This is a genomic window from Alistipes sp. i18-0019-D1, from assembly GCF_042852885.1.
GTDB lineage: Bacteria > Bacteroidota > Bacteroidia > Bacteroidales > Rikenellaceae > Alistipes.
This window is the reverse complement of sequence record NZ_AP031424.1, coordinates 2361001-2380177: the sequence shown is the minus strand read 5'-3', so window position 1 is coordinate 2380177 and position 19177 is coordinate 2361001. Positions and strand designations below refer to the sequence as shown.

Sequence of the window (19177 nt, the reverse complement as noted above, 5' to 3'; positions counted from 1 at the left end):
TGTTTTAGAATCCGAGTTTCAGGCTGAATCCGTAGGAACGGGTCATCGGATAGGCGCCCGTCTCCACGCCGCGGTAGAGCGACGAGCCGGAGAGCGAGGCCACCTCGGGGTCGAACTGCGGGAAATTGGTGATGCAGAACACATTGGTCACGAAAAACGACAGCGAAACGTTCTGGAACACCTTTGTCTTGGCGCACAGGCTCCGGGGCAGCAGGTATTCGACCCGCAGCTCCTTGAGTTTCAGGTACGAGGTGTCGAAGACGTTCGATTCGGTATTGCCGCGCGGGTAGATGACCGTGTTGTAATAGTCGACCGCATCGGTGGTGATGGTACTGTTCGGGGAGTAGACGCCGTCGGCGGAGACGTTGACACCCGGATGGACCAGACCGTCGTAACGGCCTTCGAGCGAGTTGGTCAGCTTGCCCATGTAGGAGAGGATCGAGTTGGTCAGCGAATAAGCCCTGCCGCCGTACGACGCGGCGAACGACGCCGTGAGAGTCAGCCCCTTGTAACGCAGCGAGGTCGTCAGTCCGGCCTTCCACTGGGGATAGATGCTGCCCAGATCCTTCAGGTTCGTGGCGTCGAGCACCGGGTTTCCGGTCGCGGCGTCGACGATGTGCTGTCCCGAGCAATCGACCTTCCTGCCGTCGGCGTCGTAATAGAAGGCCCCTTCGGGAGCCGTCTGGAGTCCGTAGCCATAGATGCGGCCCAGCTCGCCGCCCGGATAGGCGTAGATGAAAACTTTGCTGCCGATGGTGTTGCTGGCGTTGAGCTGCCAGACGTTGACGCCCGGGGCCAGTTCGACCAGTTCGTTCCAGTTCTTCGACCAGTTGACGTCGATGTCCCAGCGCCAGTTCTTGGCCGACACGGGCCGGAAACGCGCGGCGAGTTCGATACCCCGGTTGCGCACGCAGCCCGCGTTAATGACCATCGACGAGGCTCCGGTGGCCCAGTCGGAGGGCACGTTGATGATCTGGTTGGTGGTCTCCGAATCGTAGTAGGCGAAGTCGAACGATACGCGGTTCTGAAGGAAGTGGCCTTCGAAACCCAGCTCCCAGCTCTCGACGTTCTCGGGTTTGAGCGTGTAGTTCTTCGTCGAGCCGGGCAGCCCGTAGGCCCCGGTGAACACCGACGAATTGGCATAGGCTCCCCACAGCTGGTAAGGCTCGGTGTCGTTACCCACGTTGGCCCACGACCCGCGGACCTTGAGCATGTCGATCCACTTGGCCTTGTCATGCAGTTTGAACACCTCGTCGAGCAGCACGCTGGCGCTCACCGATGGGTAGAAGTAAGAGTTGTAGCCCGGAGCCAGCGTCGACGACCAGTCGTTGCGGCCCGTCACGTCGAGAAAGAGCATGTCGCGCCAGCCGAGCGAGACAAGCCCGTAAAACGAATTGATCGACTTGGTCTTGCGCGTATTGGCAAAGTCGAGCGTGCCGTTGACGTTCTGCAGGATAAAGACGTTCGGTTCTTCGAGCATGTTGGCCGTCTGACGGGAGTTGTGGTACTTGTAGAGCATGTTGTTGCCGCCAAGCGAGGCGTTGAGCGACAGTTGACCGAAAGTGTCGTGGTAGCTCACCAGAAAATCATTGTTGAGTTCCATGCTGCGGATCGTCTGCTCGCGGTACATGCCGTCGAGATAGGCGTGAGTGTACTGCGGTTTGCATTGAGTGCGGAAATCGCTGCTGAAATCGAGTCCCGAACGCAGCGTCACCGAGAGCCTGCCGGGAATGATGTGCCCCGTCACGCTGGCGTTGCCGTAGACCCGGTCGCGGGACTGGGTGTTCAGGCAGTCGTAGACGATGAAATAGGGGTTGTCCATCGAGCCGTTGATCAGCTTTACGGAGGTATCGACTCCCGAATAGTAATCGATCAGGCGGCCGCTCTTCCACTCGTTGTAGGCGTCGCGGGCCGAGGCGCTCACGGGCTGCCACAGCAGGGTCTTCAGGGGCGACGAGTTGCTGTATCCGCCTACCGGCAGATTGTCCGAATTCTTGCGGTAGTAGTTGAGCTTCACGCCCGCCTCGATGTACTTGTTACGCTTGCTGACGGCCGAGACGCCGAAATTCTGCGTCGTGAAGCCCGTATTGGGCACGATCCAGTCGTTGCGCGTGTCCTTGATCGAGACGCGCAACGACGATCCGTGGCCGTCGCTGGCATCCACGGCCAGGCTGTTGGTGTAGGTCACGCCGGTCTGGAAAAAGCCCTTGTACCAGTCGTAGACCTTGTAGGGCATGCGCGTGTAGGTATCCGTGGCCGGATCGTACGAAGCATACATGTAGCGCATCTGCCCCTGAATCTTTTCGCCGAACTGGTAACGCGAAGCGAAGGCGTTGACCTTCTTTCCCGTGTCGGAATGATCGGCGTCGACCGTGTAGAACGAATATTCGTCGGGATTCAGGCCGTTGGTCATGTGGCCGTTGTTGATCGTGGTTTTGCGGTAGTCGCCCGCACCGTACTCATACTGGAAATCGGGCCAGTAACCCGCCTTGTCGAAGGTCACCGAGGTCGTGAACGTCACGCCCAGCCCCTTCTGCTTGCGGCCCGACTTGGTGGTGATGATGACGGCGCCGTTGGCCGCGCGCGATCCGTAGAGAGCCGTGGCCGCAGGACCTTTGAGCACAGAGATCGACTCCACGTCGTCGGGGTTGATGTCTCCGGCGCCGTTGCCGTAGTCGATCGGGGCGTCGTTAGACTCGTAGGAACCCGACGATGAGTTGGAGTCCATGCCGCTGCCGATGGGCACGCCGTCGACCACGAACAGGGCCGTGTTGTTGTTATACGAGAGCGAGCCTTCGCCGCGCAGCGTCACGCGGACCGAACCGCCGGGACCGGCCGACGACTGATCGAGGTTCAGGCCCGCGACCTTGCCGGCCATGCCGCTCAGCCAGTTGCCGCTGGCATTGTTGGTGATGTCGTCGGAACCGATCTTCGAAACGGCATAGCCGAGGCTCTTCTCCTTGCGGGTGATGCCGAGGGCCGTTACCACCACATCCTCGATGCTGTTGGCCGCGGCCCGGAGCCGGAAGTCGATGCGCGTACGGGCGTTCACCGCCTCGGTCACCGCATCGTAGCCCAGGTAGGAGCAGACGATCCGACCGTTCGCCGGAACGTTCAGCGCATATTCGCCGTTGACACCCGTGCTCGTCCCGAGGGTCGTGCCCTCGACGATCAGTGTCGCGCCGATCAGCGGCACGCCGTCGGTGTCGCGCACCGTACCGGTTATTTTCACGTCGGGCCGCGACTTGCCGGCTGCCCTGCGCACCAGCACGACCTGTGCGCCCCGCACCGAGACCGCCACCTCGGGAATCGCCTGCGCGATGACCGTTTCGACGGAAGCATCGGTGACGTCGAGCGAGACCCGGCGGGAGGTGTCGAAGTCCGAATTGTTGTACACGAACGTGTATCGGCTCTGTTTCTCGATCGTTTGCAGCAGCTCTTTGACCGTGATATTCTTTACGTTAAGGGTCAGTTTCCCGTCGCGCGAGGGGGGGGGGTACTGCAAGGGCGGCGGTAGCGACGGCCAGAGCCAGCAGAACCGATAGGATGCGTCGCAGACCGCAACGGGCGCAATACGCCCGTTTCTGAAAGGAAGTTTGAAGTTTCAAGGCAATAAGTTTTTTGGGATGCACGAAAAAAAGGATTCACACGGGCCGGGCAACCGTAGGTTGCGGCCGCAAAAAAGCCCTAATAATCGGGAATCGGAATGCGTAAAGGTTTCACCATAGGAATTGAAGTTTTGAGGTTGATTTACATATTATATTGAATATCAATATATTACATTTCAATGACAAAAAAGTTATCCCCTCGGTGCCCCGATGGAGGCATCGCTCGAAACGGTCTATTTGCGTGTTATGAAAATCGTTCCTCCGGAAGATTCGTAACGGATCGGAACCACCAGCGCGATGGCGTCCAAAATCTCCTCGATCGGCTCGCTGCGCAGCGAAAGCGTCAGCCTCGCCCCGAGTCCGACATCGTCTGCGATGTCGAACTCGACGTTGTATCGGTGTTCGAGATTGACGAAAATATCGTCGAGGCGCATCTCATCGAGTTTCTGTGTCTCGAACATCCATTTGTTGTAATTATCGGCATCGACGGTCTGGTAGTCGATCTTCTTCGAATTGCGGTAGGCGACCAGCCGTTCGTCGGGACAGAGCGTAACGGGCAGTTGTCCGGCGCAGGTAGCCTTGACCGAACCGGAAACGAGCACTACCTCGGCATAATCCAGATGCTCGTAGCATTTCAGGTCGAAAACCGTCCCCAGCACCTCGACCTCCATCAGCGAAGTCCGGACGCGGAACGGTTTCGAAGCGTCGTGCACGACGTTGAAGAGCGCCTCGCCTTCGAGCCGTACGCCGCGCAGGTCGCCGTCGAACGATTCGGGATAATAGAGGCGGCTGTCGTAGTTGAGCCAGACCTGCGTGCCGTCGGGCAGCACGAAACGCCCCTTGCTGTCCTCGCCCGTAACCACAAAGACCCCGTTCTCGGGCTTCAGAAGCATTCTTGCGCCGAGTGCGCCGAATCCCAGCGCCGCACAGCAGACGGCGGCGACGGCCGCCATGCGCCGCCACGAAGCGGCCAGGCGCGCGAGACGGCCCGTTTTCGGGGCCGGGACCGGAGAAACTTCGGGCATCGACCGCATCAGCCATTCGAACGACTGCTCATACGCGGCTCCGTTCACCGGGCCGAGCTTCGCGGAGTTCCACTCCTCAAGCAGCTGTTCCTCCGCGACCCCGTCGCCCGCATGTTCGTCCAGCCAGCAGCGGAACTGCTCCTGCACCTCGGCGGGCATGTCGTTGTTCGCGAAATCGGAAACGATGTCTCTGGTCTTCTTCGTCATGGTCTTTTCCGGGGAGAAGCGCCGCGCGGCAAAAACGCCGGAAAGGCGCCGCGGTCCGCTGTCATCCTTTTACACATACAAGACGATTCAGCGGGGCAACACCCCTACGCCGGAATGAAAATAAAATTCAGGAAATTTCCTTTTTGATGCTGCCCAGCGCCTTCGTGATCTGGTTCTCGACGCTTTTCGGGCTGATATTCAGTTCCTCGGCAATTTCACGGTTATTCTTGCCGCACTCGCGCGAAAGACGGAAAATCTCATACCTCCGGGCTGGCATCTTACTGACGGCGGCCGCGATCAGGCGCGACAGTTCGGCCGTATCGACACGTTCCGCAACGTCGTCGCAGAGTATCTGCCCGTCGACCCGGGCGCTGCTCTCGAACTGCATCCGGATACGGCTGTGCTTGCAGATGTCCAGCACGGCGTTGCGGGTCATGCGGAACAGATAGGCGTTGAGCGACCGGACCCCGGCCAGTTCGCTACGCTGCATCCACAGTTTGGTGAAGATATTCTGCGAAACATCCTGCGCCTCGTGGATATTCTTCAGCATCTTCATGGCGAAGGCCTCCACACGCGGAGCATATTTCAGGAAGATCAGCCGGAAGGCATCGCTGTCCCCGCCGCTCACCCGCCGCAAAATATCTTTTTCCTCTTCCATGTTACAATGCCTCAAATTTTCTTTTAGAAACACTATTATTAAATATACACCACAAATAAAACAATAAAAGATATAAAAACAAAATTATTCGGATTAAAATTCCATGACAAGGCCCGATATTCCGCCAAACGGTCCACGGCGGGCGGCGATTGCAGGTTCGGCACGCACTTTGCAACTGTAAAAGTCAACTGCGGCACAGCAACCGCAGTGAGGTTTCTTCATTTATTTAAGTTTGGGTTAGTAGTTTTAGGAGGGCAACCTCCGGGGGCAGCAGGCAATCGCGAGATTCCCTGCTGTTTTTGTGTCCGCATGCGGGGCGGACGGGGACGGCCCCGCCGTTTCCGCGTGCGCAGGGTCCGAAAAAGCCGCCCGGTGTTCCGATCGGTCCTTTGCGGCGCTCCGGCCGCAGATTTCACGGGCCGCCAATGCGCTCCGGCACGAAAACTGTGCGGCGGACGATGACGAAAAACGGCAAAATCCAACCTATTCATCATGGCAAAACGTAAAAATATCACCACGACGCAGCTGGCGCTGATGACCGCTGCGGCCGTCATCAGTCTGCGCGGACTCCCGATGATGGCCCAGGAGGAACTGACGATGTTCTTCTACATTTTCTTCGCGACGTTTCTTTTCCTGATTCCCGCGGCCCTCGTGGGCGCCGAACTGGGCAGCGCCTTCGCCGACAAGGGCGGCGGCGTCTACACCTGGGTCAAGGAAGCTTTCAACCGCCACCTGGGCTTCTCGGCGATCTTCCTGCAATGGATCCAGAACGTCGTCTGGTATCCCACCGTACTGGGATTCGCCGCCGCATCGATCGCCTACATGATCGGCGTTCCGGCACTGGCGCAGAACGGACTCTACGTCGGGTTGTTCTCGATTGCGATGTACTGGTGCGCGACGCTGGTCACCCTGCGCGGCACGTCGGCCATCTCGGGCATCACCTCGAAGGGATTTCTGATCGGCACGGTGCTCCCGGGCGTCGTCGTGATCGTGATGGCCGTCATCTGGATGGCGGGCGGCAACGAAATCGCCCTGAAGGAGATTCCGGCCACCGTTTCGCAGGTCGTCAATGTCGACGCCGCGCAGCACGTCCACCCGCGGCTCTTCCCCCACATCACCGGTATGAGCGACATCGCGTTCCTGGCGGGCATCCTGCTACTGTTCGCCGGCGTGGAAGTGCACGCCGTGCACGCCCCGGAGCTGACCAAACCCCAGACGCAGTTCCCGCGGGCAATGTTCCTCGCGGCGCTGATTTCGTTCGGACTGTTCACGCTGGGCGCGCTGGCCGTGGCCATCATCACCCCCTACGACCAGATCAACCTCCAGTCGGGACTGTTCACCACCTTTCAGATCGCTTTCGAACGCTACCATGTGGGCTGGCTGACGAACGTCATGGGATTGTTGGTGGCTTTCGGCGCACTGGCGGGCGTGATGTCGTGGATCTCGGGCCCCAGCCGCGGCCTGCTGTGGACGGCCAAGGACGGCGCTCTGCCCTGCTTCCTCCAGAAGACCAACAAGAACGGCGTACAGATCAACATCCTGATTATCCAGGGCTGCATCGTGACGCTCCTTTCGTCGCTTTACATCGTGATGGACGACGTCAGCGTGGCGTTCTTCCTGTTGAGCGCCCTGACCGTGGGGCTGTACCTGATCATGTACATGATGATGTACGCCGCGGGAATCCGTCTGCGCTACACGCAGCCCGAACTCGTCCGCAGCTACCGCGTGCCGGGCGGAAACATGGGCATGTGGCTGATCGGGGGCGTGGGGTTCCTCGCCGTAGTGTTCTCGTTCGCCGTCACCTTCTTCCCGCCTTCGCAGCTGCCCGTGGGCAGTCCGGCGATGTACACGTGGCTGGTGGTGGCCGGCACGGCGGTCTTCCTCGCGATCCCCTTCATCATCAGCTTCGCAATGGACAAACGGAACGCCCGGCGGACGCCGAAGGCTTAAAACTCGACCGTCAGGCCCAGCGTCGGCAGGAGCGTGCCGCTCACCTGTTCGAGGTATTTCATCCGGTAACGCTGTTCCGACGCCGGGGCCGAAGGGTTCTCGATCTCCCCCGTGGACATCAGCACGTCGGGCTGGCGCAAACGGCCGCCCGCAACGTTCTGCAGGTCGATGTAGATGCCCAGCATGCAGCGGCGGAAGTAGAACACCTTGTCGACACGCACGTCCAGCTGTGCGAAAGCGTCGAGCCGTCCGGCGTTGTACTTCGAATAGTCGTAATAGGGCCGTCCCTGCGCATCCCACGCCTCGACGAGCGACGATTTCTCCACGTCGTAGGGCGTATAGGGCGCCCCGCCCACGGCGCTCAGCTTCGCGCCGAAGCTCCAGTGGCGCGGCAGGTCGTAGGTTCCGCTGACGTTGACCACGAAACGGTTGTCCCAGGCCGATGCGATCCACGGGGCCGACCGGTCGTTGCGGTACTCCGAGCGGAACACGGTCACCGACCCCACGACATTCACCCGTCCCGGAATCTGCCAGCGGGCCATCGCCTCGACGCCGTAGGCGCGCCCCTGCGCCGAGGAGACCAGCTCCTCGTTGCCCACCACGCCGTAGTCGTTGCCCTTGCACGAGAGCGGAATCCCATCCGTGACCGACAGCGGCACGTCGCCGTAGCGTTTGTAAAATCCCTCAACCGAGACGATCAGCCGGTCGCGCAGCCGCCAGTCGACGCCCGCGCTGAAGACCCCGACACGCATGTAATCGAGCGATCGGTTGACCAGCGCGCCGTCCTCCTTGAACCCCAGCGCCGTGTAGGGCGGCAACTGATAGTACAGCCCCGCGCTGCCGCTCACCGACCAGCCGGGACTTACCGCATAGGAGACCGAAGCCCGGGGCGAAAGCTGACGCCACACCCGCGCCATGCGCCCCGAGTAGTCGCACCCGTCGGCCCGCAGTCCCGCCGAAGCGGTGAACCGCTTGTCGGCCGAGGCGTATTCGGCCCCGGCGAACAACCCCCAGCCGACGATTCCCAGCCGGGTATTGTAATCCGACAGCTGCGTTCTGTCGGTATAGAGCCGTTGCAGCGTGCGGTTCGTGTAATCGGAATAGTTCACCTCGACGCCCTCGCGGACGGTCCAGCGGCCCAGGTAGGTGCGGTTCTCGGCCCGGAGCGTGGTCTTCTGCTCCACGGAGCGCAGCCGCAGGGTGAGGTTGTCCTCCGACGAAGAGTCGTTGCGCAGGTATTTCAGGTTGCGGTTGTTCAGGTAGTTGTGGCTCAACGTCACGGTCTGTACGTGGCGGCCCGCATAGTGGCGCCACGAGGCCCCCGCCGTGAAGGTCTCCTGCCGGATGCGGGGCAGGTAGCTCAACAGATATTCGGCGTCCTCGCCCTTCTCGTCGACGTTGAGCCGCATATTGTCGAATCCGGCCAGGGCCAGCACCGTCAGTTCGTCGCGCTCCGAAAGGCGCGTCCTGACCTTCGCCTGCCCGTCGATGTAGTTGGGCAGGAAGGGCAGCCCCAGCATCTTGAACAGCAGTTGCAGATAGGACTGGCGGATGGAAAACAGATAAGTCGTCTTGCCGCCGATGTGCCCGCTGCCGCTCAACCCCACTTCCGAGGCCCCCAGCGTCGCTTTGAAGGTCTGCCTTTCGGCATTGCCGTCGCGCAGTTTGAAATCCAGCACGGAACTCAACGCCCCGGCCCGGTCGGCGGGAAAAGCGCCGGTGTAGAAGCTGATCTCGCGCACGAGGTCGGCGTTGACGATGCTCACCGGACCGCCCGTCGCACCCTGCGTGGCAAAATGGTTGATGTTCGGAATCTCGATCCCGTCCATGTAGAACTTGTTCTCCGAAGGGCCGCCGCCGCGCACGATCAGGTCGTTGCGGTAACCCACGGGCGAGAAAGCCACGCCGGGATAGGAGCGCACGATGCGCGACACGTCACGGTTCGAGCCGGGGCTTTTCTCGATCTCCTGCAAACCGATCACCTTCAAACTTACGGGACTCTCCGCCGTGACGCGGAACGGCGACGGGCGGACCGTCACGGCTTCGAGCTGCGCGGCGTCCTCTTCCATCTCGATCTCGATGAAGGGCGTGGCGGCCGAAACCAGGTATTCGGGCGTCGTCGCGCTCTTGTAGCCCACCGACGAGACCGCCAGCCGCCAGATACCCGGCTTCACGCGCTCGATGCGGAACCTCCCCAGCGAATCGGTCGAGGCACCCTTCCGCTCCTGCCCGGCCAGCACCACGGCGGCATAGGCCACGGGCCTGCGGCTCAAACGGTCGATCACCCGTCCGCTGACGGGATAGGTTCCCTCCTGCGCCCGCACGGCAAACGCTGCGGCCAGGCCGAAAAACAAAATTGCGACTTTCAGGAATTTCATACGGCAAAGATACTCGGTTAAACACCTCCCGACGCTGTTTCGCCGGTATATTTCGGCAGCAATTTCAGGTACGAGAGCAGGACCACGTTCATCACGAGGGCGTAGACGATGGCCGGAACAGCCATTTCGCCGCTGTCGAAGATCAGCGGCGAGGTGGCGACGGCGATGGCCTGCGCAGCGTTCTGCATCCCGACCTCGATGACGATCGTGCGGCGCACCGCCCGCCGGAGCCGGAACAGGCGGGCCAGCAGCGACCCGCCCGCCATCGCCAGCAGGATCAGCGTTCCTGCGGCCAGTCCCAGCACGCCGAGGTTTTCGAGGATCGTCGAAGCATACTGCACGAAGAACACCGCCGCCAGCAGCATCAGGGCCGGGAAGGCCACACGCCCCAACAGATCATGCACATGCCGTGCCGCCCGGGGCCGCCAATAGCGGAAAAACGCCCCGCACAGCATCGGCAGGAACAGCAGGACGATATTCTGCACCAACAGCTTCCCGACCGGCAGTTCGATAGCCGCACCGGCGTGCACCGCGACGAAACGCGCGGCGAAACCCATCACCAGCGGAATCGTGAACAGCGTGATGAGACTGCTCAAAGCGGTCAGCGTCACCGAAAGGGCCACGTCGCCCTTGGCCAGCATCGAAAAGACATTCGACGAACTGCCTCCCGGACAGCAGGCGATCAGCAGCAGTCCCAGGAAGTAAACGGACGGCAGGCGGAACGCCAGCCCCACGCCGAAGGCGATGAGCGGCAGCAGCACCAACTGGCCCAGCAGTCCCGCGACGACGGCCGCCGGACGGCGGGCCACACCGGCGAAGGCCTGCCGGTCGAGTTCGATGCCGAGCTGAAACATCAGCACGATCAATATAGGTAATACGATCCAGACGGTATTCATAAGCGATGCAATGCGGCGGCCCCGGGGCGCAGACTCCCCGGAAGCCCGGTTCTATTTTTCTGCAAAGGTGAGCCTTTTTTCGGGAATCAGGACCGTTTTCCGGAAAAAGTTGTAATTTTAACTTTTCAAATTACGCGAGATCCGACAGTTTATGTCCCTGAACACCAAATACGACATCCTCGACAACCGGCTGGTCATCCGACGGCTCAACGCCGGGGACCGGCAGTGTTTCGAAGCATGCTACCGATTCTATTACAAAGGGTTGTGCAGCTTCGCTTCGCGCTGGGTATCCCTCCCCGCGGCGGAAGACATCGTACAGGACACGATGCTGTACATCTGGGAAAACCGCGACCGCCTGATGGAGGAACTTTCGCTGAAGGGACTTCTGTTCATGATCGTCCGCAACAAGTCGCTGGACCGCGTAACCCGCCAGAGCGTCCATTCACGCGTCCACCAGCAGCTGGAAAAGAGATTCGCCGACCAGTTCGACTCCCCGGACTTCTACCTCGGCACGGAACTCGCGCGGCTCTACCACGAGGCGCTCGCGCAACTCCCCGAGCAGACCCGCCGTATCTTCGAGATGAGCCGCTTCCAGTGCATGACCCACCAGCAGATCGCCGCCGAAATGGAGGTATCGCCCCAGACCGTCAACTACCATATCGGCCAGGCGCTCAAAGTCCTCGGCGTCGCCCTGAAGGATTACCTGCCGCTGATAGCGCTGTTTTTCGAAATGCCCGGGAGCAACTGAAACCCCTGTCCCTGAAACCGATTATATGCAATAAAAACGAAAGCCCGAAAAAAATTCGGGTTTTCGTTTAGTATCTATTTTCCCTGAATCGTATTACATACAGAAACCGCCCTTATGAAAGAGATCGACGACAACCTGCTGACCGAGTTCCTCGAAGGAAAACTCGACGAACCCACCAACCGCGAGATCGAAAACTGGTACGACGCTTCCGAAGAGAACCGCCGCCGGCTCGAAACGCTCTATTTCGTGCTCTTCGCCGGAGACCGGCTCCGGGCCGCCGCGTCGGTCAACACCGACCAGGCATTCCGATCCCTGCAACGGCGCATCGAACTGCGCCGCACAAAGACACGGCCCCAATGGCGGCAGATCGTCTCGCGTTACGCCGCCATACTCGTCGCCGGCGTGATCGTCGCGGGCATGTATCTCTACCAGAACCGTCCGGACGACCGCATCTGCACGGTCAGCGCCGAGCACAGCGACTGCTCGGTGACGCTGCCCGACGGCTCCGTCATCCGGCTCACCCGCAGCTCGCAACTGAACTATCCGGTCTCGTTCGACGACGGGAACCGCACGGTGCACCTTACCGGCGAAGCCTTTTTCGAGGTCAGCAAGCGCAACGGCGCGCCGTTCACCGTCACCACGGTCCACGACGCCGAGGTCGTGGTCCGCGGAACCAAATTCAACCTGAAAGCCTACGACGACAGTTCCGACGTCGAAACCGTACTGGTCGAGGGAGCCGTCGATTTCCGCGCCGCCGAACATGTCGTGGCCCTGCACCCGGGACAGAAAGTCTCCTACAATCCCACGGACAACGATCTGACGCTGCAAACGGTCAACGTGGAGGCGGAACTGGCCGCCCGGCTGCGCACGTTCCGCCACGTCGACCTGGAGCAGATCGCCGGGGTGATCGAGGATTTCTACGGCATCGGCATCGCTTTCCGCAACGACGCGCTCAAAAGCATCCAGTTCACCGGAACGCTCGATTTCAACATGCCGATCGACCATATCCTCGAAGTGCTGACGCTTTCGACGAACACCCGTTTCAACCGCAACGGCGAAAAAATCACCATTCACAAATAATCCAATCTTAACCAAACCTCTATGAAACAAAAGCTACTCCGTATGCGGCGTGCCCGGTACCTTCTGGCAGCATGCCTGACACTCCTTATTCCGTGGGGGGGGGGAAACGCAGGCGGCACCGTCGCCCCAGCAGACTTCGGTCCGCGTTGAAAACGTGACCAGCCTGAAAGGGCTGATCCAGGAGATCGAATCGCAGACCTCCTACCGGATCTCCTACCAGGGCAACCTGGCGGACAACGTCCCCGTGAAAATCGCCAAATCGACGAAATCGGTTTCCCAGCTGCTCGACGAAGCCCTGCGCGGAACCGGCATCACCTACATCATCCGTCAGAACAACATCATCCTGACCCGCACGGCGGCACAAAACCCCGCGCCCGCAGCCCCGGCCACGGCTCCGGCCGCCCCGCAGAAACACCACATCGCGGGACAGGTGCTCGACGCCGCGACGCGGCAGCCGATCATCGGTGGCACGGTCTGGATCAAAGATTCGGCACTCGGCACAAGCACCGCATCGGACGGTTCGTTCGACTATTCGTTCACCGGCAACTTCGGCTTCGTGACCATTTCCTACGTCGGTTATCAGACGCAGGAGTTCCCCATCGACCGCATTCCCAAAGTGATCTCCCTTTCGCCGGACAACAACCTCGAAGAGGTCGTCGTCGTCGGTTACGGCGCCCAGAAGAAGGCCAGCGTCATCGGTTCGATAGCCTCCGTTCCGGTCAACGACATCAAGATGCCCACGGGCAAGATCTCGAACAACCTGGCCGGACAGCTCGCGGGCGTCATCTCCGTGCAGCGTTCGGGCGAACCGGGCGCCTCGTCGACCTTCTGGATCCGCGGTATCAGCACCTTCGGCTCCAACAAAACGCCGCTGATACTCGTCGACGGCATCGAGCGCGACCTCGACCTGGTGGACATCGAGGACATCAAGGAGTTCTCGATCCTCAAGGACGCCGCGGCGACCGCCGTCTACGGTGTGCGCGGCGCCAACGGCGTCGTACTGATCACGACCCGCGAGGGAACCATCGGCAAGCCGCAGATCAACATCAAGTTCGAGGCCGGCATGGTACAGCCGACCAAGATTCCCGACATGATCGACGCCGTCCAGTTCGCCGAGATGTACAACGCGGCGGCCGGATACGACTTCTACTCGAGGAAGGACATCCAGATGTTCCGCGACGGCTCGGACCCCGACCTTCACCCGAACATCGACTGGGTGAAGCGGCTCTACAAGGACTACTCGTTCAACCAGCGCGTCAACGTCAACATCTCGGGCGGCGGCTCGACGGCCAAATACTACATCTCGGGCGGCTTTTACAACGAGGACGGCCTGTTCAAGGCCGACAACATGAAGGAGTACAACACGTCGGTCTTCTACCGCCGGTTCAACTTCCGGTCGAACGTCGAGGTCCAGCTCCACAAATACACCAAACTCAACGTCAACCTGGCCACCACGTTCGAACGCAAGAACGAACCGGGGTCGAGCGCCACCGGCGCCAACGGCATCTGGGGCTATGCGCTCAAGACCGCAGCCAACGCCTTCCCGGACGTCTATTCGAACGGCTACCTGGCCGGCCCGGCATCGGGACAGGGCGAGAACCCCTATGCGCTGCTGACGCAGACCGGATACCGCGAAATATTCTACAACACGGCGCAGTCGCTGTTCGTGCTGACGCAGGATCTGGGCGACTGGGTGACCAAGGGCCTTACCGTTTCTATCAAGGGTTCGTTCGACGCCCAGAACGAGAACAACCTGGGCCGCACGAAAACCTCGCCCCAATGGCTGGCCACCGGCCGCAACGAGGCGGGCGAACTCGAATTCAACCAGACGAAGATCGGCGAGGAAAACCTCACCTACAAGCAGACCAACAAGGGTTATCGTTCGGTCTACTTCGAAGCCGTGGCCAACTGGGCACGCACCTTCGGCAAGCACGACCTCTCGGCCATGTTCCTCTTCCAGCAGTCGCAGAAGAACTACGTGGGCGAAAACGCCAACAACTCGGAAAAAGCGCTGCCCTACCGCCATCAGGGCATTGCGGGCCGTATCACCTACAACTACGACAACCGCTACTTCGTCGAGGGCAACTTCGGCTACAACGGCTCGGAGAACTTCTCGCCCAACCACCGCTTCGGGTTCTTCCCGTCGATCGCCGTGGGTTATGTCGTCTCGAACGAAAAATTCTTCGAGCCGATCCGCGACGTGGTCAGCATGGTCAAGCTCAAGGCCTCCTACGGTCTGGTGGGCAACGACCAGATCGGCGGCGACCGCCGTTTCATCTACAACGAAACCGTGGTCAGCGGCGGCAAATACTATTTCGGCACGACGCCCAGCCAGTACACCTCGGTCCGCCTCGGCGAATTCCCGAACCCCAACGTAGGCTGGGAAAAGGCCAAGAAGCTCAATCTCGGCGCCGACCTCTCGTTCTTCAACCAGTTGAACATATCGGTAGATTATTTCAAGGAAAACCGCGAGGGCATCTTCCTCCAGCGCAAATCCATCCCCATGTACGTGGGTCTGAGCACCAAACCCTGGGTGAACATCGGCAAGATGCGCAACAGCGGCATCGACGCCTCGCTCGAATACCACCAACCGCTCGGCAAGGACTTCCACCTCACCGTGCGCGGCAATTTCACCTACGCACGCAACCGGATCATGGACCAGGACGAGCCTGATTACGCCTATACCTACATGAACCGCAGCGGCCAGATGCAGTACCAGAAATTCGGTCTGGTGGCCGTCGGACTCTTCCAGGATCAGGAAGACATCGACTCGTGGACCAAGCAGAGTTTCGGGGAGGTGAAACCGGGCGACATCAAATACCTCGACCTCAACGGCGACGGCATCGTCGACAGCTACGACACGAAGCCCATCGGCTACTCGGACATTCCCGAGATCGTTTACGGATTCGGCTTCTCGCTGCAATGGAAGGCATTCGACCTGTCGGCATTCTTCCAGGGCGTGGCACATGTCAACTTCTCGACCCTCACCGACCAGACGCAGGCGTTCGTCGGCCGCAACCTCAAGGAGTCGAGCGTATTCGCCGACCTCTACGGCAACACCTGGACACCGGAGAACCCCGGCGCCAAATACCCGCGCATGACGACCGGCGCCGTCGACAACAACAACCAGTTGTCGACCTTCTGGATGGCCGACGGACGTTACCTGCGCCTGAAGAACCTCGAACTCGGCTACACGCTGCCCAAGCGCATCGCCAACAAGATCGCCATGCAGAACCTGCGCGTCTACCTCTCGGGGGTGAACCTATTCACCTTCAGCCCCTTCAAGCTGTGGGACCCCGACCTGCAAACCGGAGCCACCAACTACCCGAACAACCGGATCATCAACATCGGTCTCACGATCGGTTTCTAACCCCTAACCGGCAACAACCATGAAAAACACTATTAAAATATTCGCCCTGTCCCTGACGGCCGGAGCCATGCTCGCTTCCTGCGACTCCTACCTCGACCGCCAGCCCGACGAGCCGCTGACTTCGGACAACATCTTCAAAAAACAGAAGACCACGCTCCAATACCTGACCAACATCTACTCCTACCAGCCGGATTACGAAGCTCCCGCCTGCGTGTCGAGCTACAACGACATCCCCTGGGAGGCCTGCTCGGACGAGACCTCGTTCTCCTATCTGGACCGGGCCTACACCCAGATCAATTACAACTCGTGGAACCCGTCGCTCCCCAACTACCGCGACGACACGTACAACACGCTCTACAAGGGCATCCGCGAAGCCAACTACTTCATGCAGAACGTCCACAAGTGTCCTCCGGAGGAACTGAACGATGTCGACAAAGGCTACTACTACAACGAGGCCCGCTTCCTGCGCGCGCATTTCTACGCCATGATGCTGCCCGTCTACGGTCCCGTCTTCCTCATCGGCGACGATCCGGTGGATTTCACGCAGGGCACACTCGACCAACGCGAGCGCAACACCTGGAACGAGTGCGTCGATTACGTAGCGAACGAGCTGTGGGAGGCGTCGAAAGGGCTGCCCGACAGCTGGCCCGACATCTACTACGGCCGTGCCACGAAAGGCGCCGCCCTGGCCGCCCGCGCACGTCTGCTGCTCTACTCGGCCCGCAAGCTCTTCAACGGCAACGACCTCTACAAGGGTATCGTCAACAGAAACGGCGACCACCTGTTCCCGACCCAGTACGACGAAAAGAAATGGGAGCTGGCAGCCCAGGCCGCCAAAGACGTCATGAACCTGAACCTCTACTCGCTGGTCGGCGCCGACGGCACGGACCCCTACGCCAGCTTCAACACGCTCTTCACGTCGGTAGGTTCCGGGACCGGCGCTACGGAGAAAATCTACACGCGCATCGCCAGCGGCTACCAGTGGCGTGTGGTCACCACGCCTCCGAGTGTCGGCGGAACGGCCTACGGCGGCTACGGCGTAACCCAGAAACAGGTCGACGCGTTCGCCATGGCCAACGGCCGCTACCCCATCACGGGCTACACCGACGGCGACCAGACGCGGCCGATCATCGATCCCGACGCAGGTTACAGCGAAAGCGGATTCTCGAAGTTCAAGCACCCGATCTACGGCGACGAACTGGAGACGTTCAAAATGTACCAGAACCGCGAACCGCGCTTCTACGTCAACGTGTTCTGGAGCGGCATGACCTGGCACGGCGCCAACAAGAAAACAGCCAATGTCCAGTTCTATTTCAACGGCAACTCGGGTCCGGGCAAATCGCACAACTATCCGCCGACGGGTTACCTGGCGCATAAGTTCACCAACCCGTCGATCGACACCTCCACCGGCAACTGGGGCTACCTGGATTTCCCCGTATTCCGCTATGCGGAAATTCTGCTCAACTACGTCGAGGCGCTTAACGAGTACGATCCGTCGAATGCGGACATCACGCTCTACCTGAACATGATCCGCAAGCGCGCCGGCGTCCCCGACATCGAGGAGGCCTATCCCGACGCCGTCGGCGACCAGACCAGGATGCGCGAACTGATCCGCCGCGAACGTCAGGTCGAGCTGTGCTTCGAGAACCTGCGCTATTTCGACACACGCACCTGGATGACCGCCGAAACGGAGAACAACATGCCCGTCTACGGCATGAACATCGACGCGAAAGACCACAAGACGACCGGTCAATTCTGGCAGCGGACGCTCTGCGCCCACGACGGCGGACGCGACGGCAACCGCGTTTTCACCAAACGCTGCTATCTTTTCCCGATTTCCCAGGAAGAACTCGACCGTGTAAAATGCACGCAGAACTACGGCTGGTAAACCCCACTAATCCGGATAATTATGAAACTGAAAAACATATTGATACCCTTCGCCGGCGTGCTGCTGCTGACCGCCTGCGAAAAGGACCACCGCAACGACAACCTGGTGGACCCGCGCGTCTACATCGTCAACAACGGGGTGCAGACCGCCACCTACTACGACGTCGAGGAGACGCTCGACTACGACATTTACGCTTACAGCAGCGGCTACTTCGGACAGCCGTCGGAGGTGAAGGTCGTCCTCGATCCCGATGCCGTCGAGACCTTCAACGCTGCGAACGGCTCCTCCTACACGCTGCTCGGCGAGGAGTACTATCAGATCGTCAAAAGCACAGGTTCGATCTCGGCCGAAGGCCGGCGCGCAACCCTCTCCATCCGCCTCGACTGCAAGGAGATCATGGCGCTGCCCTACATGAACGACTACGTCCTTCCGCTGCGGCTCACGGCCGCGGGAACCGAGGTCAACGAGGAGCTGAACACCATCCTGATCAATCCCCGGATGCAGGAGACCGAGGTGCTGGCCGAGAACGCCGGTGTCGTAGAAAGCGACCTGAGCGCCGCCGACGCCAACACACTCGAATTCACGGCCTACACCGAATTCGACAACAAGTGGGATTCCGAGATGGAATACGAACACGGCGATGCGGTGCTCGCGGCTTATAACGCCGAGCACGGCACGCAATACATCCCGCTGCCCGAAAGCGCCTACGCCTTCACGGCGGCCAACCTGGAAGCCGGCTCGAACAAAGCGGTTTCGACCATCAAAGTCGACAAATCGAACCTGACGGCAGACCGCTACTACACGCTGGCCGTAAGACTCAAGGACAATTCGAAATTCAAGATCGGCGAGAAGAACACGGTGCTTTACCACATCTCGCTGCTCCCGATCTACGACAGCCGCAATAAATGGAGTCTCGTTTCGTGCAGCTCCTACTACACCGGCCGCGGACCCGAGCTGATGATCGACGGCGATCTGGTCACCCGCTGGGAAAGCCGTTACAACACCATCGGAGAGGGCGACATCAACCCCGACGAGGCATCGACCGTATGGGATATGGGCAAGACATACTACTGGTGCGGCATGACGCTCGTCCGCCGCAGCGACTCCTACGTGACCGACCTCCGTGCCGGCTACGTCGAACTTTCGGACGACGGCGAGAACTGGACGAAAGCCCAGGACTTCGATTTCGGCGACAAGACCAATACGTCGACGACCGGAACCTACGCCGCCGAGCAGTGGACCGTTTCGGGCCGCTACGTACGGCTGGCCGTAAACGCGAGCAACCGCAACAAACTGTACTCCGTATCGGAATTCATTCCGGTACTGGCAGAAAAGACGGAATGAACTCAACCCCCAACTTTTTCGCCCC

11 protein-coding genes are annotated in these 19177 nt (G+C 60.3%); 6 read left to right on the top strand and 5 right to left on the bottom strand.

Features of this window, described 5'->3' with window-relative positions; genetic code table 11:
• Positions 1 to 4: 4 nt before the first annotated feature.
• From ACGHP5_RS09890 to ACGHP5_RS09880, 3 genes are all read right to left on the bottom strand, one after another.
• On the bottom strand, positions 5 to 3505 hold the full coding sequence (locus ACGHP5_RS09890; protein ID WP_390566431.1) for a SusC/RagA family TonB-linked outer membrane protein: 3501 nt from the start codon (positions 3503 to 3505) through the stop codon (positions 5 to 7).
• 336 nt (positions 3506 to 3841) lie between these two features.
• The gene (locus ACGHP5_RS09885; RefSeq protein WP_337756696.1) at positions 3842 to 4840 is read right to left on the bottom strand and encodes a FecR family protein; all 999 of its coding nucleotides are present in this window, start codon (positions 4838 to 4840) and stop codon (positions 3842 to 3844) included.
• A 127-nt stretch (positions 4841 to 4967) separates the two neighbouring features.
• A complete protein-coding gene (locus ACGHP5_RS09880; protein WP_290533165.1) occupies positions 4968 to 5498 on the bottom strand; it encodes an RNA polymerase sigma-70 factor in 531 nt (176 codons plus the stop codon).
• A gap of 492 nt (positions 5499 to 5990) precedes the next feature.
• Here ACGHP5_RS09880 and ACGHP5_RS09875 point away from each other — a divergent pair, with 492 nt between their 5' ends.
• The gene (locus tag ACGHP5_RS09875; RefSeq protein WP_337756697.1) at positions 5991 to 7448 is read left to right on the top strand and encodes an amino acid permease; all 1458 of its coding nucleotides are present in this window, start codon (positions 5991 to 5993) and stop codon (positions 7446 to 7448) included.
• On the opposite strand, the gene ACGHP5_RS09870 is transcribed toward ACGHP5_RS09875, so the two are convergent.
• A complete protein-coding gene (locus ACGHP5_RS09870) occupies positions 7445 to 9826 on the bottom strand; it encodes a TonB-dependent receptor domain-containing protein (RefSeq protein ID WP_390566428.1) in 2382 nt (793 codons plus the stop codon). The genes ACGHP5_RS09875 and ACGHP5_RS09870 overlap by 4 nt on opposite strands.
• Positions 9827 to 9843: 17 nt before the next feature.
• A complete protein-coding gene (locus ACGHP5_RS09865; protein ID WP_295905371.1) occupies positions 9844 to 10722 on the bottom strand; it encodes a bile acid:sodium symporter family protein in 879 nt (292 codons plus the stop codon).
• Between the two features lie 151 nt (positions 10723 to 10873).
• On the opposite strand from ACGHP5_RS09865, the gene ACGHP5_RS09860 reads away from it, so the two are divergent.
• From ACGHP5_RS09860 to ACGHP5_RS09840, 5 genes are all read left to right on the top strand, one after another.
• Positions 10874 to 11470, top strand: a complete 597-nt coding sequence (locus tag ACGHP5_RS09860; protein ID WP_290533169.1) for an RNA polymerase sigma-70 factor — start codon at positions 10874 to 10876, stop codon at positions 11468 to 11470.
• A 114-nt stretch (positions 11471 to 11584) separates the two neighbouring features.
• Entirely contained in the window at positions 11585 to 12550 is a 966-nt protein-coding gene (locus tag ACGHP5_RS09855) for a FecR domain-containing protein (protein ID WP_337756699.1), read from the top strand.
• A 154-nt stretch (positions 12551 to 12704) separates the two neighbouring features.
• Positions 12705 to 15920 (top strand): SusC/RagA family TonB-linked outer membrane protein, encoded by a 3216-nt coding sequence (locus tag ACGHP5_RS09850; RefSeq protein ID WP_390566425.1) that lies wholly within the window; start codon positions 12705 to 12707, stop codon positions 15918 to 15920.
• Positions 15921 to 15939: 19 nt separating this feature from the next.
• Entirely contained in the window at positions 15940 to 17808 is a 1869-nt protein-coding gene (locus ACGHP5_RS09845; RefSeq protein WP_290533172.1) for a RagB/SusD family nutrient uptake outer membrane protein, read from the top strand.
• A gap of 21 nt (positions 17809 to 17829) precedes the next feature.
• A complete protein-coding gene (locus ACGHP5_RS09840; RefSeq protein ID WP_390566423.1) occupies positions 17830 to 19152 on the top strand; it encodes a BT_3987 domain-containing protein in 1323 nt (440 codons plus the stop codon).
• Positions 19153 to 19177 lie beyond the last annotated feature (25 nt).